Origin of the sequence: Campylobacter concisus (genome assembly GCF_902460595.1) — a bacterium.
In the GTDB taxonomy this organism is placed as follows: domain Bacteria; phylum Campylobacterota; class Campylobacteria; order Campylobacterales; family Campylobacteraceae; genus Campylobacter_A; species Campylobacter_A concisus_BL.
In genome coordinates this window covers 918,953-941,014 of record NZ_CABPVA010000001.1, presented here as the reverse complement: position 1 = coordinate 941,014, position 22,062 = coordinate 918,953, and the positions used below count along the sequence as shown (strand labels likewise).

26 protein-coding genes and 1 pseudogene are annotated in these 22,062 nt (G+C 40.5%); 25 read left to right on the top strand and 2 right to left on the bottom strand.

Translation table 11 applies throughout. The annotated features are described in order from the left end of the window. Positions 1-208 precede the first annotated feature (208 nt). The 24 genes from F3G86_RS04560 (at position 209) to F3G86_RS04445 (ending at position 19,885) form a co-directional block, all read left to right on the top strand. On the top strand, positions 209-778 hold the full coding sequence (locus F3G86_RS04560) for a 4Fe-4S dicluster domain-containing protein (RefSeq protein ID WP_009294859.1): 570 nt from the start codon (positions 209-211) through the stop codon (positions 776-778). A gap of 1 nt (position 779) precedes the next feature. Beyond that, on the top strand, positions 780-2,747 hold the full coding sequence (locus F3G86_RS04555) for a proton-conducting transporter transmembrane domain-containing protein (RefSeq protein ID WP_087581729.1): 1,968 nt from the start codon (positions 780-782) through the stop codon (positions 2,745-2,747). Between the two features lie 9 nt (positions 2,748-2,756). Next, entirely contained in the window at positions 2,757-3,677 is a 921-nt protein-coding gene (locus tag F3G86_RS04550) for a respiratory chain complex I subunit 1 family protein (RefSeq protein WP_002939300.1), read from the top strand. Between the two features lies 1 nt (position 3,678). Then, complete coding sequence (hyfE, locus tag F3G86_RS04545) at positions 3,679-4,323, top strand: hydrogenase 4 membrane subunit (RefSeq protein ID WP_012001181.1); 645 nt, start codon at positions 3,679-3,681, stop codon at positions 4,321-4,323. A 2-nt stretch (positions 4,324-4,325) separates the two neighbouring features. Further along, entirely contained in the window at positions 4,326-5,807 is a 1,482-nt protein-coding gene (locus F3G86_RS04540; protein ID WP_021089381.1) for a hydrogenase 4 subunit F, read from the top strand. Beyond that, positions 5,804-7,540 (top strand): hydrogenase large subunit, encoded by a 1,737-nt coding sequence (locus F3G86_RS04535; RefSeq protein ID WP_009294856.1) that lies wholly within the window; start codon positions 5,804-5,806, stop codon positions 7,538-7,540. The genes F3G86_RS04540 and F3G86_RS04535 overlap by 4 nt, the downstream gene beginning before the upstream one ends. After that, positions 7,537-8,076 (top strand): formate hydrogenlyase complex iron-sulfur subunit, encoded by a 540-nt coding sequence (locus F3G86_RS04530; RefSeq protein WP_002939210.1) that lies wholly within the window; start codon positions 7,537-7,539, stop codon positions 8,074-8,076. Before F3G86_RS04535 ends, F3G86_RS04530 begins: the two co-directional genes overlap by 4 nt. Beyond that, the gene (locus F3G86_RS04525) at positions 8,073-8,897 is read left to right on the top strand and encodes an NADH-quinone oxidoreductase subunit B family protein (RefSeq protein WP_149723107.1); all 825 of its coding nucleotides are present in this window, start codon (positions 8,073-8,075) and stop codon (positions 8,895-8,897) included. The genes F3G86_RS04530 and F3G86_RS04525 overlap by 4 nt, the downstream gene beginning before the upstream one ends. Beyond that, positions 8,894-9,238, top strand: a complete 345-nt coding sequence (locus tag F3G86_RS04520; RefSeq protein ID WP_021084790.1) for a formate hydrogenlyase maturation HycH family protein — start codon at positions 8,894-8,896, stop codon at positions 9,236-9,238. Before F3G86_RS04525 ends, F3G86_RS04520 begins: the two co-directional genes overlap by 4 nt. Then, entirely contained in the window at positions 9,238-9,684 is a 447-nt protein-coding gene (locus F3G86_RS04515) for a hydrogenase 3 maturation endopeptidase HyCI (protein WP_002939334.1), read from the top strand. The genes F3G86_RS04520 and F3G86_RS04515 overlap by 1 nt, the downstream gene beginning before the upstream one ends. Before the next feature lie 183 nt (positions 9,685-9,867). Further along, positions 9,868-10,728 (top strand): formate/nitrite transporter family protein, encoded by an 861-nt coding sequence (locus F3G86_RS04510; protein WP_103569455.1) that lies wholly within the window; start codon positions 9,868-9,870, stop codon positions 10,726-10,728. A gap of 249 nt (positions 10,729-10,977) precedes the next feature. Further along, positions 10,978-11,418, top strand: coding sequence for an isoleucyl-tRNA synthetase (locus F3G86_RS04505; RefSeq protein WP_149723106.1), 441 nt, complete (start codon positions 10,978-10,980; stop codon positions 11,416-11,418). A gap of 49 nt (positions 11,419-11,467) precedes the next feature. Next, complete coding sequence (locus tag F3G86_RS04500) at positions 11,468-12,019, top strand: DUF507 family protein (RefSeq protein ID WP_021087551.1); 552 nt, start codon at positions 11,468-11,470, stop codon at positions 12,017-12,019. Beyond that, on the top strand, positions 12,019-13,137 hold the full coding sequence (gene carA / locus F3G86_RS04495) for a glutamine-hydrolyzing carbamoyl-phosphate synthase small subunit (RefSeq protein ID WP_149723105.1): 1,119 nt from the start codon (positions 12,019-12,021) through the stop codon (positions 13,135-13,137). Before F3G86_RS04500 ends, carA begins: the two co-directional genes overlap by 1 nt. Before the next feature lies 1 nt (position 13,138). Next, complete coding sequence (locus tag F3G86_RS04490; RefSeq protein WP_223228542.1) at positions 13,139-13,804, top strand: sulfite exporter TauE/SafE family protein; 666 nt, start codon at positions 13,139-13,141, stop codon at positions 13,802-13,804. Beyond that, complete coding sequence (locus tag F3G86_RS04485) at positions 13,797-14,537, top strand: sensor histidine kinase (protein ID WP_149723103.1); 741 nt, start codon at positions 13,797-13,799, stop codon at positions 14,535-14,537. The genes F3G86_RS04490 and F3G86_RS04485 overlap by 8 nt, the downstream gene beginning before the upstream one ends. After that, positions 14,530-15,213 carry a response regulator transcription factor gene (locus F3G86_RS04480; protein WP_012001191.1) on the top strand — a complete coding sequence of 228 codons (684 nt, stop codon included), beginning with the start codon at positions 14,530-14,532 and terminating at the stop codon, positions 15,211-15,213. The genes F3G86_RS04485 and F3G86_RS04480 overlap by 8 nt, the downstream gene beginning before the upstream one ends. A gap of 92 nt (positions 15,214-15,305) precedes the next feature. After that, entirely contained in the window at positions 15,306-16,796 is a 1,491-nt protein-coding gene (ccoN, locus tag F3G86_RS04475; protein ID WP_103575807.1) for a cytochrome-c oxidase, cbb3-type subunit I, read from the top strand. Beyond that, on the top strand, positions 16,796-17,461 hold the full coding sequence (gene ccoO / locus F3G86_RS04470; protein WP_103558642.1) for a cytochrome-c oxidase, cbb3-type subunit II: 666 nt from the start codon (positions 16,796-16,798) through the stop codon (positions 17,459-17,461). The genes ccoN and ccoO overlap by 1 nt, the downstream gene beginning before the upstream one ends. A gap of 9 nt (positions 17,462-17,470) precedes the next feature. After that, entirely contained in the window at positions 17,471-17,683 is a 213-nt protein-coding gene (locus F3G86_RS04465; protein WP_012001192.1) for a cytochrome c oxidase, cbb3-type, CcoQ subunit, read from the top strand. Then, positions 17,671-18,534, top strand: coding sequence for a cbb3-type cytochrome c oxidase N-terminal domain-containing protein (locus F3G86_RS04460; protein ID WP_149723102.1), 864 nt, complete (start codon positions 17,671-17,673; stop codon positions 18,532-18,534). Before F3G86_RS04465 ends, F3G86_RS04460 begins: the two co-directional genes overlap by 13 nt. After that, complete coding sequence (locus F3G86_RS04455; RefSeq protein ID WP_103634443.1) at positions 18,534-18,749, top strand: DUF4006 family protein; 216 nt, start codon at positions 18,534-18,536, stop codon at positions 18,747-18,749. Before F3G86_RS04460 ends, F3G86_RS04455 begins: the two co-directional genes overlap by 1 nt. 103 nt (positions 18,750-18,852) lie before the next feature. After that, positions 18,853-19,422 (top strand): hypothetical protein, encoded by a 570-nt coding sequence (locus tag F3G86_RS04450; RefSeq protein WP_103607361.1) that lies wholly within the window; start codon positions 18,853-18,855, stop codon positions 19,420-19,422. Further along, on the top strand, positions 19,415-19,885 hold the full coding sequence (locus F3G86_RS04445) for a FixH family protein (RefSeq protein ID WP_149723101.1): 471 nt from the start codon (positions 19,415-19,417) through the stop codon (positions 19,883-19,885). The genes F3G86_RS04450 and F3G86_RS04445 overlap by 8 nt, the downstream gene beginning before the upstream one ends. 81 nt (positions 19,886-19,966) lie before the next feature. On the opposite strand, the gene F3G86_RS10935 is transcribed toward F3G86_RS04445, so the two are convergent. Further along, positions 19,967-20,095 (bottom strand): hypothetical protein, encoded by a 129-nt coding sequence (locus F3G86_RS10935; RefSeq protein ID WP_258031521.1) that lies wholly within the window; start codon positions 20,093-20,095, stop codon positions 19,967-19,969. Positions 20,096-20,151: 56 nt separating this feature from the next. Beyond that, positions 20,152-21,312, bottom strand: a complete 1,161-nt coding sequence (gene nhaA, locus F3G86_RS04435) for a Na+/H+ antiporter NhaA (RefSeq protein ID WP_103590380.1) — start codon at positions 21,310-21,312, stop codon at positions 20,152-20,154. Positions 21,313-21,499: 187 nt separating this feature from the next. Here nhaA and proA point away from each other — a divergent pair. Continuing rightward, positions 21,500-21,859, top strand: a pseudogene (gene proA, locus F3G86_RS04430) (glutamate-5-semialdehyde dehydrogenase); the annotation flags it as partial. Positions 21,860-22,062: the final 203 nt, after the last annotated feature.

Below are 22,062 nucleotides of genomic sequence, written 5' to 3'. Positions count from 1 at the left end.
AATATAAAATAAAAATTTAATTTCAAAAATACAAAATTTGTCAGATAGCTGACGGAATTTAATCGCCAGAAGTTATAGAATTGTTCCAAAAATTTCAGGAAGGAGCGTTTGAGATGTTAAATAAAAATTTAACTATCTCTATTCATGTGATTAACAATCACTCTATTAGTGAGCAGGGCGGTCTTGCCTTGTTTTTTAGGAGGAATTTATGAAAAAACATAAATTTGTGATTGCCGATTCTAAACGCTGCATAGGATGTGCGACCTGTATGGCTGCATGTTTTAAAAGTGCTTATGAACGTGGCAAACTATCACGTGCAAGGCTAAGCGTCTTAAGAGAAGCTAGCGGTGTTATGCCGACTCAGTGCAGACAATGCGACGATGGCCCTTGCGCAAATGTATGCCCAACTGGAGCGTTGCGATTTAACGATAATTGTATCGAGCTTCACGAGGAAATTTGTATAGGTTGCAAGATGTGCACGATCGCTTGCCCTTATGGTGCGATAAGCTCAAGTGCAGAGCTTATGCCTTCAGTAAATTACGCTGTCGAGCCAAAATACTATCTTGAAGTAGAGTCACAATCAGGCGCAAAAAACATCGCAGTAAAATGTGATATGTGCTTTGGCCGTGAAAATGGACCAGCTTGCGTTGATGTATGCCCAACAAGCGCTCTTATAATGGTAGATCCAGAAGAGGGCAAACATAAGCTTGGCAAGAGGATAGACTACGATGCAGCGAATAAATTTGCTACTAAAATTTTAAACGGACAAGGAGCATAAGATGACTACGGTTTATATGCTATTTCTTGTAAGTGCCGTCGTTAGTATCTTGCTCTACTGCGCTCCAAAAGCCGCTGTTAAAGTTGGTTTTGGACTAAGTGCTATAAGCTGCTTTTATGCGATGTGTCACTTCGTTGCAAATATGGGAGTAAGTGATAGCTTTGCTCTTATGGATGGCTTTTTGTATTCGCCAAAATTTGCGCTAAATCCACTTGGAAATTTCTTCAGCTTTGTCGTTGTTTTCATCGGATTTGCAAGTAGTGTTTATGGTATGAGCTATGCAGAAGAGTACATAAAAAAAGCAAACGTTGGTGTGTTTGCATGTTTGTTTAACACATTCATCCTTTCAATGCTTCTAGTAATCAGCGCTGATAATGTATTTTGCTTTGTTGTTTTATGGGAGCTTATGACTCTTGTATCATCATTTCTTATCATCGTCAATGACGGTAAAAATACACTTAAAGCGGTTATGGTATATCTTGGTATCGCACAAATCGGTGCATTTTGTATAACCTGTGGCTTGCTTATCACAGCTTACTATGCAGGAAGCTTTGACTTTGGTGCATTTATGGGTGTTAAGATGCCATTTGGCGCTTCTGCTGCTGTATTTATACTATTCTTGGTCGGCTTTGGTAGTAAAGCTGGTATGTGGCCATTCCATGTTTGGCTTCCACAAGCTCACCCAGCAGCACCATCAAACGTTTCAGCCCTTATGTCAGGCGTTATGATTAAAGTTGCTCTATTTACACTAGTTAAATTTACACTTTACCTACCACTTAGCACATATTTTGGTCTTACAATACTCGCTCTTGGTGCAGCTAGCTCACTATTTGGTGTTTTATACGCTCTTTGCCAACACGACTTCAAAGCTTTGCTTGCTTACCACTCAGTTGAGAACATAGGCATCATCTTGCTAGGTCTTGGTACTGGTATCTACGGCGTTGCAGCTGGAAATTTAACACTTGCAGCAGTAGGTTTTCTAGCAGGTTGCTACCACGTAGTCAATCACGCTATATTTAAAGGTCTGCTTTTCCTTTGTGCTGGTTCAGTTATCCACGCTACTCATACACAAAATATGGACATCCTTGGTGGTCTTGCTAAAAAGATGCCATGGACAAGCCTTGGTATGTTTATAGGTATCATGGGTATCGCAGCTTTACCTCCAGTAAATGGCTTTGTTTCAGAGTGGTTTACATATCAAGGTATGCTTCAAGGTGCTATGGGAGAAGGAACATTAGTTAGATATGCATTTACACTTGGCGTCGTAGCTCTTGCGCTAACAGGCGTTTTGGTCGGTATGCACCTTAAACTTTATGCTGTTATCTTTGCAGGTACTCCAAGAGATCAAAAAATTTGGGAAAATGCTAAAGAGAGTCCGATAGGTATGGTTCTTGGTATGATCATCCTAATGATAGGCTGCGTTGGCTTTGGTCTTGGCGCAAACTATATAGTTGATTACATCATGCAAGCTGTAAATTCTATCGCTATAAGCGACTATAAAGCTAGCCTTGGTGCTATAAATGTAACTTCACCTATGGGCAGCATGATCTCAACTCCACTTATCGCTTTAGTCCTATGTGCGACTATGATTTTGCCATTTATCATCCTTGCTGTTATGAAAGCAAACAGAGATAAACCACGCGAAACTGATCCTTGGGCTTGTGGCTTTAAATATAGCTCACGTATGCAAATGACAGGTGGTCCATTCACTGGCGACCTTAGAAAAATTATGCAATGGCTATTTAGAGCTGATAAAAAAGTAGTTACTAGAAATTATTTTGACGCGGTTGAGTATCACAACCATCCAAAAGATATTTGGTGGGGAATGTTTTATGAGCCAGTCATTAAATGGTGTGTGAAATTTGCTGATAAGCTAGGTATCGTTCAAAGTGGTTATACAAATGTATATACACTTTATATCTTGCTATATCTTTGTGTCATACTTGCTGTGAGCTACTTTTTAGTTTAGGAGACGAAAATGCAAACTATACTTTTAATGATATTTCAAGTAGTCGTTATCGTTTTGGTAGCTCCTTTGTTTGATGGTATGGCAAGAAAACTTAGAGCTAAACTTCAATCAAAACAAGGTAGCGATTTCTTTCAAACATATCGCGACATTATAAAGCTTTTTAGAAGAGGAAGAACCGTCCCTGAGTGCTCACACTGGGTATTTAGATGGGCTCCATTTTTCCTTTTTGCAACTTCAGCTGCAGTGCTAGCTGCTATACCTATCACTTATAGCAAAGACACTGTATTTGGAGCTTACTCAGATATATTTGTTATCCTCTATCTTGGTGCGCTACTTAGATTTGTATTTGGTGCAGCTTCAATGGATAGCGGCAACCCATTTGCAGCGACAGGTGGCGGCAGAGAGCAAATGCTTGGTGTTTATGTTGAGCCAGTTATGATTATGTGCTTAATCGTAGTTATGCTTGCAGCTAAAACATCAAATTTAGTTGAGATCCAAGAGATGGTAAGAACTGGCGTTATCGGATATCAAATTCCAAGTTTTGCCGTTGCTTCTATCGCATTTTTGTGGTGTATGTATGTTGAGACTGGTAGAAAGCCATTTGACTTAGCTGAAGCAGAACAAGAGCTTCAAGAGGGTGTTCTTGGTGAGTACGCTGGTAGCGACCTTGGCTTAGTTCAAGCATCACTTATATTAAAACAGTTTGCTATGATCGGACTTTTCCTAAGCATATTTGAGCCATGGAATTTTAGCAATCCTTTCTTAGCTATTATCGTTTTTGTGATAAAAACTGGAGTATTTTACGTCGCAGCTGTATTTATAGACAACTTTGGACCACGCTTTAAAATGACTTCATCTTTACGCAAAAATGCTCTTGGTGCACTTGCTATCTCGTTTGTTGCACTAACACTTTATGTAGTAGGAGCGTGAGATGCAAACACTAGATATATTAGCCATTTGCATGATCGTAACTTCGCTTGCGGTTTTTGGTCTTAGAAGCTTGAAACTCTCAATCATCGCTTATGCGATAGAGACACTACTTTTAGTTAGTATATTTTTCTTGCTATCTGAGAAATTTAACGCTGAGCAGCTAAAAACTTGGGCGATCGTTGCGTTTTTTACCAAAGTTCTTTTCGTGCCAGGAATTTTGTTCTGGCTTATCAAAAAACTTGGCGTAGTTAGCGAAGATGAGCCAGTTGGTGGATTTTTTGTAAGTCCTGTTATTGCTATGGGATTTTCTCTAGCTCTTTCAATGAGTATCCACCCTATATTTTTAAAATTCTCTCTTATCAAAGAAGAGATCATGCTAATCGCTGCTGGAACAGTTTTTATGATGGGAATTTTTGGCTTCATGCTAAGAAACTCATTTATAAAACAAATTCTAGCTTACTGCTTGTTTGAAAACGGTATCCACCTAAGCCTTGCTCTAATGGCTTACAACTCACATGAGCTAGTTGAGCTTGGAATTTTAACAGATGCGATATTTGCTGTTATTATCATGAGCGTTCTAGCGATTAGATTTTATAAAGCTTATGATAGCTTAGATACTTCTAAAGCTTCAAATTTAAGGGGTTAGAGATGGATAGTTTAGCTTTAATACTTATCATACCGCTCCTTGGTGCTTTGATCTTGTTTTTAAGTCCTAAAAACTATGCAGTACTTAGCGGACTTCATGTCTTGTTTTCTGCTGCGACATCAGTGGCTTTACTTAACAATGTTCTTAAAGTTTTAAGTGGCGGAACTTTTTATAGTTTTGATAAATTTTTATTCTTAGATAGCTTAGGCTGTGTTTTCTTAGTGCTTATAGCCGTAACTGGATTTATAGTAAATTTCTACTCTATCCACTATATGAGATGGGAGCTTGAAGATGGACACATCCACTTAAGTGATCTTAAAAAATACTACGCACTAAGCCATGTATTTATCTTTACAATGACTTTAAGTGTTATTTGCAACAACGTTGCGTTTATGTGGGCAGCTATCGAGGCTACTACACTAGCTTCTGTGTTTTTGGTTGCTATACACAAAGATCAAAAATCAACAGAGAGTGGTTACAAATACATCGTTCTTTGTTCAATCGGTCTAGCATTTGCTCTTTATGCAACCGTTCTTCTATATTCAGCTACATATAGCACACTAGGAGACGGCGAGGCTTCTATGCAGTTTTCAAGCATAATGGCTAACGCTAAAAATTTAAACCCAGATGCAGCAAAACTTATCTTTGTGTTTGCGCTAATTGGTTTTGGTACAAAAGCTGGTCTTGCTCCAACTCACACTTGGTTACCAGACGTTCACGCTGAAGGTCCAGCACCTATCTCAGCATTGCTATCAGGCGTACTTTTAAAATGTGCGATGCTTGCACTTTTAAGATACTACGCTATCACAGCTCAAGCAGTTGGATTTAGCTTTGTTGAAGGCGTAATGATCGTATCAGGAACTATCACACTTTTTGTAGCGGGATTTTTCCTAATAAGACAACACAACGTAAAAAGAATGTTTGCATACCACTCAATCGTTCACATGGGTGTTATCGCATTTGCACTTGGTGTTGGCGGTAAATTTGGTCTATTTGCAGCGATATTCCACTGCTTAGCTCACAGCTTCACAAAAGCTTTGGCTTTCTGCTCAACAGGTAACATAGCAAGAATTTACGGTCACAAAGATATGAGTAAGATGGGCGGCATGGTTAAGATCGCACCTATTACAACTATTATGTTTGGTGCAGCTGTCTGCTCACTAGTTGGTGTTCCAGCATTTGCTATATTTGTTAGCGAATATAACGTCTTTGTTGGAGCTATCACAAGTGGTCAATACATCGCAGTTGCGCTATTTGCTATTGCACTTGCAGTTATTTTCATAGCTGACTTTGCGCACTTTAACATGGCAAGCTTTGGCGAGCCAAAAGGTGTGGTTGTTCATAATAAAGAGATGAGTTTATTTGAAAATTTACCTCTTATAGCACTCTGTGCCCTTATCATAATCTTTGGCGTATGGCACGTAGATAGCTTTTATACGCTAGTAAATAACGGTGTTAATATAATGATGGGAGCTTTAAAATGAGAGGCGATAAATTTGTTGAAATCCTAAAAACAAAGGTAAAAATTTTAGAAGTAACTCGTCAAGCAGACGATCAGATCACAGTTTTGGTGGATAGAAACGATCTTCCACTAGCTGTTAAGACACTTTATTATGATATCGGTGGCTTTATAAGCACTATGATACCAAACGACGAGCGTCAGATAAATGGCTGCTATGCGCTTTACTATGCTATCTCAATGGAAGGTAGCAAGATGACTGAGGCGGATGATTTTGCGGCTGAGGATAAGTGCTTTATCACAGTTAAAACCCTTATCCCAGGAAGCGATCCGACATTTCCATCAGTTACTCCACTTGTACCAGCTTGTGTCTGGTATGAAAGAGAAGCTTATGATATGTTTGGCCTAGTAGCCGAGGGACTACCTGATAAAAGACGTCTAGTTTTAAGTGATGACTGGCCAGATGGACTTCATCCACTTAGAAAAGATGCTATGGACTACCGCTACCGCCCTGATCCGGTTGATCACAGAGATGAGCCTGATGCGGAGTTTTTATTTCCAACAGGCGACGCAGTAGTCGATGTGCCACTTGGACCACTACACGTTACATCTGATGAGCCTGGTCACTTTAGACTTTTCTGCGACGGCGATGAGATCATCGACGCTGATTATCGCTTGTTCTATCAACACCGCGGTATGGAGAAGCTAGCTGAAAACAGAATGAACTATGATCAAATGGGCTATCTTGCAGAGCGTGTTTGCGGAATTTGCGGTTATGCTCACGCTATAGCTTGTATAGAAGCAGCAGAAAAAGCTATAAAGCTTGAAATTCCACTAAGAGCTCAAGCTATACGCGTCATCTGTCTTGAGATAGAGCGTCTTCACAGCCACCTTTTAAATATTGGTCTAGCTTGTGAGGTTACTGGTAACTACAATGCTTTCATGCATATCTTTAGGGTTCGTGAGTACTCTATGGAGTTAGCTCAACTTGTAACTGGCGGACGTAAAACATACGGCAACGTCGTTATGGGCGGCTTAAGACGTGATATGACAAACCATGAGATCAAAAAAGGCTTAGAGATCATCAACAAACTTGATATTCAAATTTCAGAAATTTGGGATGCAGTTTTGGAAGATAAACGCCAAATCGGACGCTGGAAAGGTGTAGGTATCTTGGACCGCCAAATCGCACGTGACTTTAGCCCAGTTGGTCCAAACATGAGAGGCTCTGGCTTTAAACGTGATAACCGCTACGATCACCCATACGACTTCTTCAAACAGATAGAATTTGAAGTAGCAGTTGAGCATGGTTGCGATGTTTTTGCTCGTGAGATGGTTAGATATAAAGAGCTAAAAAGCTCTATCCATATCATCCGCCAATGCTTTGAGATGATGCCTCAAACTCCGATCATGATCGATCCTGTGACTATGATCAAGCCAGAAAATTTCGCACTTGGTCACGATGAAGCACCACGTGGTGAGAACGTTCACTGGATCATGCAAGGTAGCGCTCAAAAAGTATATCGCTGGAGATGTAGGGCTGCGACATATAACAACTGGCCAAGCTTAAGGTATCAATTTAGAGGAAACAACATAAGTGACGCTGCGCTTATCGTTTGCTCACTTGACCCTTGCTACTCATGCACCGAGCGTGTTACTTTGGTTGATGTAAGGACTAAAAAAAGTAAAATTTTAACAGAAAAAGACCTTAAAAAATTCTGTCAAGATGGCGGGGTTAGTAAGAAGGATTTAAGATGATGAAGTTATTTGACATCACAGAAAAATATGGAAAGGCGACATACGCCTATCCATTTGAGCCATATATTGTGCCTGAGAATTTCCGCGGTCAGCCAGACTATACGTACGATCTTTGCATAGGTTGTGCGGCTTGCGGTATCGCTTGTCCTAGTAACGCAATAGAGCTTAAGATGAACGATGAGCAAACAAGACTTGTTTGGCAGTTTGACTGTGGTCGTTGCATATTCTGCGGACGCTGCGATGAGGTTTGCCCAACTGGAGCTGTAAGACTTAGCGATAGCTTTGAGCTTGCGGTTAAATTTGACAAGAGCGCTCTTATACAAAGAGGCGAGCTTGAGATGCAAACTTGCAAATGCTGCGGCAAGCCATTTACACCAAAAAGGCTTATAAATTTCACTCTTGAAAAGCTTGGCACAGCAAATTTACTCCCAGGCAGACTTGAAGAGGCAAAAGAGTACCTTTTTATCTGCCCAGAGTGCAAGAAAAATCAATCTGCTGAGAGGCTAACAAAAGGCGTTGAGGAGGCTATAAAATGAGTCTATATCAAGTCCCAGAGGACATAAAAACAGCAAATGACCTAACTGCAAAGTTAGAGCATTTAAAAAATATCAAAAGAAGCTTTAGCGTTTATAGGATCGACTGCGGAAGTTGCAACGGTTGCGAGATCGAAATTTTCGCTGCTATCACTCCGATGTGGGATCCAGAGCGCTTTGGCTTTAAGCTTGTAGCAAACCCAAGACACGCTGATATCTTGCTTTGCTCAGGACCAGTCACAAGACAGATGTACTACCCACTTCTTCGTGCTTACGAGGCAGCTCCAGATCCTAAGATCGTAGTTGCTTTTGGCGCTTGTGGTAGCACAGGTGGAATTTTCCACGACGCTTACAGCGTTTGGGGTGGTATAGATAAGATAATCCCAGTTGATGTCTATATCCCAGGCTGCCCTCCACACCCAGCAAGTGTTATCTATGGTCTTGGTATGGCTCTTGGCATCATAGATCAAAAATTGCACAAAAAAAGCTATGAAAATGACAGCACTACGCCTCCACCAGTTGAGAAGTCAGTAATGGGCGATATCTTGTTTGAACGTGACTTGCAAGCTGAAAGTAAAAGGCTGATGAGCTATATCTTTGGTAGAACCCTTTACGAAAAATATATGGATGCTATCAAAGCCTCAAGCGATATCCACAACCCAGAGCTTGCACGTGAAGCGGTTGTAGCAGCTATCAAAAAAGAAGATGATCCTAGATATGCTGAGTGTATGGCACTTTTGCATAACGACATCTATCTAAAATACGCAAAAGCTGGTAAAAATTTTGCGATCGATGTTGATAGCGAGGTTTGGAGTAAAAGATGATACAAGTTTATAAGCTTACAAAAAGGCATATGGACGACAACGAGAAGCTTCCACGCGAGCTAAAAGAGATAAAAGTTTTCTCCACTTGCGTGGGACACGGCGTTGGTACGATTGATTTTAGCGAGAAGATCTTAGAGCTAAGCGATGAGGAATTTGACGAGATGATCAAAAACTCAGGCGAATATGTGAAATTTAAGATCGGAAATTTAAGCAAGTATTTTGAAGTTGAAATTTTTGCTGAGCATATCGCTAGACTCTTGCCACAGCTTTGTGAGTGTAAGCTTAAAGAAATTTTGGCAAATTTAAAAGAGGGATATATTGTGCTTAGGAAGGACTTTTGATGAAAAAGGCCATCCTTTGCATCGGTAATCCTATGCGTGGCGATGATGATGTGGGCAATGAAGTCGGCCGTATCGTAGAGCAGGAGCTAAAAGAGTGGAAAGTCTTTTTTGGGCAAGATGTGCCTGAGAATGAATTTTCAGCTATTAGAGATTTTGCACCTGATATCTTGATAGTAGTCGATGCTATGAGTGGTTTTGATGAGGATAAGATAGAGTTTTTTGATCTAAGTGACGATAGAGACTACATCTACTCAACCCACAATCTCCCAACGCCAGTGCTTTTAAGCTATTTGCGAAAAATTTGCCCAAAGACGCTTTTTCTTGGCATTAGTGTCTTGCTTGAAAATGTCCTTGACTTTGAAGAGGGCCTAAGCGAGCAGGCTAAAAAAAGTGCTAGAAAAGCATTTTTAAGAATTGTAGAGATTGATAAAAATTTAGTTGGTTAAATTTAGCAAGTGCTAAATTTAATCTGGGGTTTGCTAAAGATAAATTTGATCGTTTTGGATTTGAAATTTAGTGTAAAAAGAAGCTTTAAACATTAAATTTTAACGCCAAATCTCTATCTTTGGCACTACTTCTTTGCTTTTATTTCTTATAGATCAAAGAAGGTTAAATAAAAAGGAGACGTGATGTTAAATCCGGCAGAAACCGCTCAAGCGGTCTCAAATTCAATGGAGCATAAAGCCCATACGCCACTTGTAAGCATTATATTTCTTGCTATCATGGCTGGTGCTGCTATTGCTATGGGTGATATCTTTTGGGCTCACTCAACAGTTGGTATGGCTGAAAAACAGTCTATCGGTCTTTCAAATTTCATCGGTGGTATCACATTTAGCTGCGGCCTCATGATGGTTGTATTTTATGGCGGTCACCTATTTACTAGCTCTGTTTTAAGCGGCGTTAGTGCGTATGAGGGCAAATTGCCACTTGGCAAAACCATAAGCTACTGGGTAATTGTTTGGATATTTAACTTCGTTGGCGGTGCATTGATCGCTTATATGTATTACTACTCTGGTTTGCCACTAAAGTATGACGGCTACATCTTGCAACACTTCGTGCCAGCAGCTATTGGCAAGATCACAGCACCATTTCATGAGCTATTTCTTCGTGGTATCTTTTGTAACGTCTTTGTTTGTATGTCTATCTGGACTGCGACAAGCGAGAGCAACCTATCTGGTAAATTCTTTGCCATTATGTGGATGATCGGCGCATTCGTTGCTTGCTCAATGGAGCACTGCGTTGCAAATATGTTCATCATCACTGAAGCTATCATCTCTAAAGCTCACTATATAGCAGCAAGTGGTGGCGATATCAACGCTGCAGCAGCTTTACTTCACACTACAGCTGATAAGCTAGATGTCATCAACTGGACAAATTTCTTAAGCAAAAACTTGCTTCCAGTTACACTTGGTAACATCTGCGGTGGTCTTTTCTTTGTTGGTCTTGTTGGCTTCATGGCTAATAAATTTGATATGAAGAAAAAAGCTTAATAAACTCCCTTTTAGTCTTTGCTTTTATGGCAAAGGCTAAATTTTAAATTTCTCTTTTTTGCCTTAAAAGTTTCAAAAAAATCTCTTATTTTTCATCTAAAAAATGTCACACTAATTTAAAATTTATCGTTTTAACTCTGTTTTATTTGAAAATTTGTGACATTTTGGAGTTTAAAATTTCTTAATTAATAAATTTAGAGCAATAATAAAGCTAAAATTTAATATAATCCCACGAAAAAAGGAGAGCTTATGAAAATTTTTAATGCATTTTTTACTGGCATTATATTTGTTCTCGCTCCTATTTTTACGCTATTTGTCGGAATTTACAACAACTACTTTTCATTTTATGGCATAAATGAGTATTTCAATGTGATTTTTGTGGATAATGTGCCTTTTTTGTGGCTTTTGCCTGTGTTTTTTATATTTGGTTATTGTTTCTTTTACGCGCCATTTAGGAAAATTTTTAGAGCCTTTTATCTGCTTTTGCTCGTGCTTTGCGCACTCAGTTGGTATCCTAATTTTGGACGAAGCTTGGGCGAGGCTTATTTCATGAGTAAGCCACTTGAGATGGATCTATCTTCAAATTTACAAAGCGAGCAAAAAACAAGCGGCAAAGTCCTTTATGACGGACGAAGAGAAATTTATTTTCTAAGAAGTGACAATGATAAAGTCGTTAAAATTTCAAAGTAAAGTTTTACCTTTATTTAGTTACAATGGCATAAAAATTTAAAGGTTTAAAATGCGTATAAAACTTCCACACGTACCTTATGTATCACATAAAATAGCAATAGATCTTTTAAACTGTGGTTTTGTAAAGTTAAACAAAGGTATTGAGCCAATCGTAGCAAAAGCAAGTGAAATTTTAACTACCGATGTTCAAAAAGAAAGAGCGCTAGATGAGCGAGTAAATGAGCTTTTAGAGAAAAACGAGGACGAGATGCAGACTATGCAAATCGACCGCAAGAATATGTTTTGGCTCGTTAAAAAGAAACTTGCTGGCGAATTTGACGTCATTTTAACTCATGAAGATAGATTTAGCAATGTCGCTCACAAGATACTTGAAGCTATCTGGAAGAGCGATTTAGTTGAGTATAACGTATCAGAAAACCGCGTGAAAAATGTCATTTATAGCTCGATAGATGAGTATCTAAAAAACTACGAGAAGATAGAAGATAGCGTCTATGAGATGATGCAAAACTACAAACGCAAACTTATCCCTGGAACTGACGAATACGACCTGATTTTCGAGCGTTTGTATCAAGATGAGCTTAAAAAAAGAGGAATGCTTTAATGAAAGCTTATATTTACATTGAAAACGGCGTTTTTTTAGAGGCAAAAGCCTTTGGTGCTCACGGCGAGTGCGCAGGCGAGCTCGTTTTTAATACCTCTATGACTGGCTACGAAGAGATCATGAGCGATCCAAGTTATGCTGGTCAGTTTATCGTCTTTACTATGCCAGAGATCGGTATCGTTGGCATAAATGAAGATGATATGGAGAGCCTTAGAATTCATGCAAGTGGCGTCATAATGAGAAACTACAACGAAATTCCCTCAAACTACCGCTCGCAAAAGTTTTTAGGCAAATTTTTCGAAGAGCAGGGCAAATTTGGCGTTTATGACGTTGATACTAGATATTTGACAAAAATGCTACGTGATGAAGGCGCTTTGATGGCCTACATCTCAACGCAGATAAGCGACAAAGACGAGCTAAAACGCAGGCTTGAAAGCAGCGGACGCATAGAAAATATAAACTACGTAAAAACAGTTAGCGCAATGGACGAGTACGAGCACAAAAAAGGCGCTTGGGATAGAAATTTAAAATCATATAAGCCGCTAAAAAGTATCGGCAAAAAGATAGCTGTTTTTGACTTCGGCGTAAAGAGAAATATCCTAAATGAGCTATGTGAAACTGGTCTTGAGGTCATCGTCGTGCCACACGATACTAAGGCTGAAGTTTTGATAGATAAATTTAAAAATGGCGAGATAAACGGGGTATTTTTATCAAATGGTCCAGGCGAGCCAAAGAATTTAAAGGCTGAAATCGCTGAAATCAAAAAAATGATAGAGGCTAGGATCCCGATATTTGGCATCTGTCTTGGACATCAGCTGCTTTCAAATGCCTTTGGATATGAGACATATAAACTTAAATTTGGTCAGCATGGAGCAAACCATCCAGTCTTAAATTTAGAGACAAAAACGATCGAGATAACAACGCAAAATCACAACTACAACGTGCCAGAGAGCATCGCTGAGGTAGCGGTTGTGACACATAGAAATTTGTTTGACAACACGATCGAGGGCGTAAGATACAAGGACTATCCGATCTTCTCGGTCCAGCACCACCCAGAAGCAAGCAGCGGCCCTAACGAGAGCAAATATATATTTAAGCAGTTTTTAGAAATTTTATAATATGCAAAACATAAGCCTTTACATGATTATCTCAGTTGCGCTTTTGAGCAGCTTTAGTCATTGTGTCGGCATGTGTAGTGGGTTTTTGAGCTTGCAGGCTCTATTTTTTAAAGGCAAAAGCAAGAGTGAAATTTTAATGCTAAGTGCGCTTTATAACCTAGCTAGAATTTTTGCTTATGTGACTTTGGGGGCTTTGTTTGGCGCTTTTGGAGCGGTTATTAGCTTTGGCTTGCAAGCAAGAGGCGTGATATTTTTTATAGTTGGCTTAGTGATTGCATTTATCGGCATCGCGCTGCTTTTTAGGGGCGAGCTTTTAAAATTTGTAGAGAGCGAAAAAGCACTTAAATTTGTTGTAAAAATGGCAAAAACAAGCGTGCAAAAGAGAAATTTGGCAAATTTTTTACTGCTTGGCTTTTTAAATGGGCTTTTGCCTTGCGGAGTGGTCTATTATTTCTTAGCGCTTGGAGTTTTAAGCGCAAATGTGGCTGACGCATCTCTGATAATGCTTATCTTTGGGCTTTGCACATTACCAGTGATGCTGCTAACTAGTTTCGTCTTTGGCTTACTAAGAGATAAATTTAAAGAGATCATGTTTAAGCTCTCAGCTTGCATAATGATCTTAAACGGACTTTATCTATCATTTTTAGGATATAGAGCAAATGCCTAGTTTAAATTTAGATGAAAATTTCTTATCAAGTAGCGATGGCATGAGGATTGTTAAGCTTGCGATGATGGGCGAGATGATGGCAAATATAACTCACCAGTGGAAGCAGCCGCTAAATGAGCTAAGCTTAGTTTTATATAAGATGAAAAAGCTAGCACGCAGCGAAGATGGCGAGTTTGTAGGCTCTTATGAGAGAGCTATGCAGATCATAAAGTATATATCAGAAACTACTGATGAGTTTAGCTCGTTTTTAAATCCAAACACACTTTCACAAGAATTTAGCCTAGCAGACGCAGCTAGAGCATCGATACAGATCGTAAAAGGCGTGATGAAAAAAGAGGGCATTCATATAGAGCTTGAGGTGCTAGGGGACTCAAAAATTTATGGTCACAAAAATAGGCTCATGCAAGTCATCATAAATTTACTAAATAACGCAAAAGACGCACTAAATTTACAAAAGATAGAAGATAAAAATATAAAAATAAAGATTGATAGCGATAAAAAATTTGCTTACCTAAGCGTAGAAGATAACGGTGGTGGCATAGATAAAAATGTGATAGATGAGATATTTAAGCCATATTTTACCACCAAAGAAGATGCCAAAGGCACTGGCTTAGGACTTTATATGTCAAAGCAAATAATCGATCAATTTAACGCAGAAATAACAGCGGGCAACAGCGATAATGGAGCCTGTTTTTTAATAAAGTTACCACACAAAGGAGAGATAGATGAATAAAATTTTAAAGAACCTAACGGTTTTGCTTGTCGAAGACGATAGCGACAGCAAAAAGATCATGCACGATGTGCTAAGTGACAATTTTGAGAAAGTTTTTACTGCTCAAAATGGTGATGAAGGTTTGAAAAAATTTAAAAAATACAACCCAAATATGGTAATTACAGATGTATTTATGCCAATTAGTGATGGACTTGATATGACAAGATATATCAAGGAAATTTCTAAAGACACACCTGTCATCGTCCTAAGTGCGCATAGCGAAAAGGAGACTTTATTAAAGGCGATCGATGTTGGCGTTGATAAGTATCTTATAAAACCTATCATGGCAGACGATCTTTTAAAAACGATAGAAAATGTCGCAAAAAGCAAGATAGAAACTGCAAACATCATCCAAGTTGCAAACGGATATAGCTTTAATAAGATCAAGCGCGTACTTATCAGAGATGGCGTTGAAATTTCACTTACTAAAAAAGAGCTCGCATTTATCTCACTTTTGATAAAAAGACTTGGTACGCTCGTGCTTCACGATGAGATCAAAAGCGTCGTTTGGGTTGGCGAGAGCGTTACAGAAGCAGCTATTAGAACCTTTGTTAAGCGCGTTAGAGACAAAGTTGGCAACAATTTTATAAAAAATGTCCCAGGACTTGGTTACAAAATAGACAGAAGACTTTCTTAGTTAATGAGAATTTATATTAATTAAGTTTTTTTATAGTCCTTATACTTTAAAATAACGAATCATTAATATAAATTTAACTAGGAGGATATTTTATGCGACCATCTCAGCTACTACACTATGATTATAGTGTAGCAAAGCTATTTATGTTTGCCACGATACTCTTTGGTATCATAGGCATGGTTGTTGGCGTAGTTATAGCTTTTCAAATGGCCTGTCCAGAGCTTAACTATATAGCCGGCGAATATTCGGCGTTTGGGAGGTTGCGTCCTCTTCATACTAATGGCATCATTTTTGGCTTCATGCTCTCAGGCATCTTTGCCACATGGTACTACATCGGACAGCGTGTTTTAAAGGTCTCGATGAGCGAGTCGCCATTTTTGATGTTTATCGGCAAGCTTCATTTTTGGCTATATATGCTTGTTATGGTTTTGGCTGTTGTTACGCTTTTTATAGGCGAGAGCACAGCTAAAGAGTATGCCGAGCTTGAGTGGCCACTAGATATCGCAGTGGTCTTGGTTTGGGTGCTTTGGGGCGTTAGTATATTTGGCCTCATCGGTATCCGCCGCGAAAAGACGCTTTATATCTCAGTTTGGTACTACATCGCTACATTTTTAGGCGTTGCGATGCTATATCTTTTTAATAATATGGAAGTTCCAACAAGACTTGTTAGCGGATATGGCTCATGGCTACACTCTGTCTCTATGTATGCTGGCTCAAACGACGCTTTGGTTCAGTGGTGGTACGGCCACAATGCAGTTGCATTCGTCTTTACAGTGGCTATCATCGCTCAAATTTATTATTTCTTGCCAAAAGAGAGCGGTCAGCCGATATTTTCATATAAACTATCGCTATTTTCATTCTGGGGTCTTATGTTTATCTACCTTTGGGCTGGCGGACACCACCTAATATACTCTGCTACGCCTGATTGGATGCAGACTATGGGCTCAGTCTTTTCTATCGTTTTGATCCTGCCTTCATGGGGTTCAGCCATAAACATACTTCTTACGATGAAGGGCGAGTGGGCGCAGCTTAGAGAGAGTCCGCTTATTAAATTTATGGTTCTAGCTTCGACATTTTATATGTTCTCGACACTTGAAGGTCCGATACTTTCTATCAAGTCTGTAAATGCCCTAGCACACTTTACCGACTGGGTACCAGGACACGTTCATGACGGCGCGCTTGGCTGGGTTGGCTTTATGATCATGGCAGCACTTTATCACATGACGCCGCGCGTATTTAAGCGTGAAATTTACTCAAAGTCGCTAATGGAAGCTCAGTTTTGGATACAAACAACAGGTATCGTTTTATACTTTGCTTCTATGTGGATCGCTGGTATCACACAAGGTATGATGTGGAGAGCGACTGATAGCTACGGAAATTTACTCTACTCGTTTATAGACACGGTAGTTGTGCTTATCCCATACTACTATATAAGGGCTATTGGCGGACTTCTTTATCTAGTTGGCTTCTTGATGTTTGCTTATAATATCTACAAATCAACTTCTGCTAAAGCTATCTTAGCAGAACCAAAAAGCGCTTCGCCAATGGGTGGCGGGGCAAAAGCTAGCGCGGAGGTGATGTGATGTTTGCTTGGTTAGAAAAAAATCCATTCTTTTTTGCGGTTTGTGTATTTGTCGTTATCGCTTACGCTGGCATAGTTGAAATTTTGCCAGACTTTGCAAACAGAGCTAGACCGCTTGAGGGCACAAAGCCTTACACCGTCTTAGAGCTAGCTGGTAAAAACATCTATATGCAAAATGGCTGCAACACTTGCCACTCTCAAATGATCCGTCCGTTTAAGGCAGAGACCGATAGATACGGCATGTACTCGCTAAGTGGTGAGTTTGCATACGATCGTCCGCACCTTTGGGGCTCAAAAAGAACAGGCCCTGATCTTATGCGTGTGGGTAACTATAGAACGACTGACTGGCATGAAAATCACATGCTAAATCCAGCCTCAGTAGTGCCAGGCTCAATCATGCCAGCATATCCATTTTTGTTTAAGAAAAATGCTGATATAGAGACTGCTTACGCTGAAGCGCTAACGGTTAAAAAGGTCTTTAACACGCCTTATGATGAAAAAGATATGCCAGCACTTGGCACGCTAGAGCAGACAAATGCTAACGTCAAGGCCGAGGCTGCAGCTATCGTTGAAAATATGAAAGATGAGCAGGTAAAAAGTGCTTTTGCAAAAGGTGAAATTCGCCAGATCGTAGCGCTGATCGCTTATCTAAATAGCCTAAAGTAGGAGCGTAAGATGGAAAACATTAGAGAGTTTCAAGCTTATGGCTATTTTTTCTTGACAGTATTTTTGGCGATCACTTTGTATGCCTACTTTTTTCATCTTTATAAGAGCGAAAAAACTGGCAGAAGAAACTACGAGAAGTACTCAAAACTAGCGCTTAACGATGAGATCGGTGGCGAAATTTTAGAGCGTAAGGCTACAAAGGAGAGCGTATGCAATGGCTAAATTTAGAAGATAATGTAAATTTACTAGCTCTTATAGGAGCGGCTCTAATCATCGTGCTTACCATCGTTGTGGCTGGCAGGTACGTGGGGCAGATGAAGGTTAAAAAAGATGAGAGTGTTGAGCTTAGCGAGCACAACTGGGACGGCATAGGTGAGTACAAAAACCCTGTCCCACTTGGCTGGGCGGTCGTCTTTTTGCTAGCGCTAGTTTGGGCGGTTTGGTACTATTTGCTAGGCTATCCTTTAAATTCTTACTCACAAATCGGCGAGTATAACAAAGAGGTCAAAGAAGCAAACGCTAAATTTGAAAAAGAGTATGCAAATCCAAGCAAAGAGACGCTTCACGCTATGGGTGAGAGCATATATCTAGTGCAGTGCTCAGCATGTCACGGCATCACAGGCGATGGCATAGGCGGCAAGGCTGCAAATTTACAAATTTGGGGCAGCGAAAAAGGCATAGTTGAGACTATACTTAATGGCTCAAAAGGGCTTGACTATCCTATGGGTGAGATGCCAGCAGGTTTAGCTGACGCTGATGGCGCAAAGGCGATCGCAGCATACATAGCTAAAGAGATAAGTGCGATAAAAAGCACAAAAAATGAAAATTTAGTAGCCACTGGTAAAGAGCTTTATGCTGCATGTGCGGCATGTCACGGCGAAGATGGCAAGGGTATGGATGGCATGTCGGTTGATCTTAGCAAATATGGCTCGGCCGGTTTTGTGGCTGAGGTGCTAAATCGTGGCAAAAAAGGAGCGATCGGCACTATGCCTAAATTTAATGATGGTAGGCTAAACGAGATACAGCAAAGCGCAGTTGGCGAGTACGTCATATCGCTATCAAAGGGCGAATAATGGAAAATAAAAATAGAAACATCTTTGCCTTAAATGGCATTAGCGGGTTTTTAATAGCGGTGGTGCTTTTGCTCTCTATCCTAGCAGTGCTTACATACGTTGGCATCGGCTTGCAAAAAGAGGTCGCAACCAAACCTTACTCACTAAAAGATGCAGCTAGCATCGAGATGAAGAGCGTAGATAACGCTAAACATGTCATTGTAAAGGAGAAGTGATGCTAGGCATAATAGAAAAAGCCATTATCCTGCTAATAATCGTCGCAGGCGCCATTTGTGCGTGGTCAGTGCTTACACCAAATCACCTCTTTGTAGGCTAAATTTGAAGAAATTTGCACTCATTTTTATCATTTTGCTATGTCAAAATTTGGCTTGGGGTGCAAATTTCGTTATCAATGATGATGGAATTTTAAGCCAAAAAGTGAGCCAAAAGCTAAATGAGATAGGAGACGAGCTTTATCAAAAAAGCGGCATAAATTTAGTAGTTGGCGTATATAAAGATGGCGAGCTTGGCATGCTTTTTAAAGAGCAAAATTTAAGCTCGCCTTTTGTCTTCTTGGCGCTCATAAAAGATAAGCAAAAGGTTGAAATTTTTAGCGATACAAACACTTCAAAGCTCTTTAACAAGGAGCAAATTTTAAGCGTAAGTCCAGAATCAGGCACCATTATCCCCATTTTAGTCTCAAAAAATGGTAAAGATGTCTATAACGCCGCTATCTTAAACGGCTACGCAGATATCGCCGAGCAGATCGCTGGGAGCTTAAATTTAAAGCTAGAAAGTGGCATCGGTAGCTCAAACAAAACGACCTTAAATTTCTTGCGAATTTTCATCTACGGCTTGATCGCATTTTTTGTGCTCATCATCTTTTATAAAAAGGTAAAAAATGGCTAAAAAGAGCTTTTGGCCTTATGGCATCGTGCTTAGCATAGTAGCTATCATCTTAGCTTGCGCCGCAACCATCGTTGTTGCGATCAACAACCCAGTCGAGATGGATAGTGCCTATATGCAAAGTCATCAAAGCGTCGATGAAAACATCACTTTTATAAAAGAGAGTGAGGCTAGGTTTGATAAGAAATTTGAGCTTAAATTCGAGCCAGAATTTAAAGGCTTGCAGGGCAAATTTAAATTTCTTTTAACGCCAAAAAACGGCGAAATTTCAAGTCTTAGCTATGAAATTTTACTCACTCGCCCACAAACAAACAAAGACAACAAGACATTAAACGCCTCATGGCAAAAAAATGATCTCGTAAGTGAGAGTGTTGGCCTAAAAGAGGGCAGGTGGCAGCTATTTTTAAGGCTTAGCGACAAGCAAGATACGAGATATTATAAATTTGATTTTAATGCCACAAAGTAAGTTAAATTTGCATCTAAAAGTTTTTAGCCAAGGTCAAAATCAAATTTAAATTTTTACTTTCTAACCAGCCAAAATGCTTACTCAAACCTCTTTAAAACCAAAATTTAAACCCAAACGCTTGCCAGTTTTAACATACTCTTTAAATTTATAGATTAGAGGCGAGTATTTTTTAGTATCTAGCTTTTCGTCTTTTAACAAATTTTCATCCACAAAGATGCCAACTATCTTGCAAGTGACGATGCAAAACCACTCCTTTATCTCGCACTTTAGTTTTTGGCGCTAAATTTAAGCAATATAAACCCCGCGGCACCCGAAACTACCGAACCTAGCAAGATAGCGAGCTTGTCGGTGTAGGCAAAGGCGTCCGTGTCGTTGTAGGCTAGGCCGTTAACGAAAAGGCTCATCGTAAATCCTACGCCGCAAAGCACGGCAATGCCGTAAAGCTGGATGAAATTTGACCCCTCGGGCAGCTTGGCTAGCTTAAATTTGATCGCTAAAAAGCTAAATCCAAATACTCCGATTTGCTTGCCGACGAAAAGCCCCAGCGCCGTGCCTAGCGCGACCGGAGACAAAATCTCGTCCAGTCCGACGCCTCGCAGTGAGATGCCTGCGTTTACGAAGGCAAATATCGGCAGCACGCCAAACGCTACCCAGCCGTGCAGGTCGTGCTCGATGCTTTTTAGCATAGATTTGCCCGGCTCGTCTTTAAAGCTAAGCGGTATGAAAAAGGCCGCCACGACGCCGGCAAGCGTGGCGTGAACGCCTGATTTTAGCACCGCTACCCACATCACCGCGCCTACGATCAGATACGCCGCCTTGCTCTTTACGCCGAGTCTGTTTAGCACGAAAAGCGCGGCTAGACAAACGCTCGCGACCGCAAGCATTTGGGCGCTAAGCTCGCTCGTGTAAAATAGCGCGATAATCACGATCGCGCAAAGGTCGTCGACGATCGCTAGCGTCATGAGGAAAATTTTTAAACTAGTCGGTACGCGAGGCCCGAGTAGGCTCAAAATCCCCAGAGCAAACGCGATATCCGTCGCCGTCGGTATCGCCCAGCCGCCAAGCGCGAAGGAGTCGTGCTTCGTAAAAAGATAGAAGATAACCGCGGGCACTATCAGGCCGCCTGCCGCGCCGATCGCTGGCAGCGCGATTTGCGACGGATTTTTTAGCTCGCCCTCCAGCACCTCGCGCTTTAGCTCAAGTCCGATGAGAAAGAAAAATACCGCCATCAACCCGTCGTTCACCCACAAGATCAGGGGTTTGCTTAGTCCGTATTCGCCGAAGCTCATGGTAAATTTGGTATTTAAAAATTCGTTGTAAAAATCGCTCAAAAACGTATTTTGACACAGTAGCGCCGCGACCGTAGCGATCATCAGCAAAATCCCGCCGCTGGCTTCGTGTTTTAAAAACTCTTTTATTCCGCCCATTTTGCTTCCTTTTTATAAAATTTGGCGATTATAGCGTATTTTTACGCTCGCATAAAATTCGGGCGAATTTGGCTATAGTCAAGTCAAATTTAAAGGTAAATTTAGTAGACGCGTCGCTAAAATTTGCCATGCCGCGCTTGCGGGAGAGGGACGCTTGCGCACGGTTTTTATAGATTAAGGAGCGAAAATGAATGAAATTTTAGATATATGTAAGCGTGCAAAGGCTGTTTGCGGCGAGCTTTTGAGACTTGATAGCAGGGCTAAATTTGAAATTTTAAACGCCGTGGCGAACGAGCTGCTAGCGCAAAAAGAGGCTATAAAAGCGGCAAACGCCAAAGACCTTGCAAACGGCGAGAAATCAGGCTTGAGCGCGGCGTTGCTAGACCGCCTAAGGCTAACCGACGCTCGCATCGAGGCTATGGCGAAGGGCGTGCGCGAGGTGGCGGGCTTTGCCGAGGTCGTAGGCGAAAATTTAGGTGGCTGGAGCCATCCAAACGGCATGCAAATCAGCCGCATTCGTGTGCCGCTGGGGGTGCTCGGTATCATCTCGCCCTTTTTGATCTTTTGTAGTGGCAAGCAGGACAGGAAAGCCGTAGTAAAAGCCAGATCTGTTTAACTCTTTATGCATTTTTGCTCCTTTTTAGATTGTAGCCCTCAGCGCTTTAAGGCTTAAATTTTTAAAGAATTTAGAAAAATTTTCAAAGCTTGCTTTAAGTGAGAAAAAGCGCTCTTTTATCAGCTTTTGGCTAT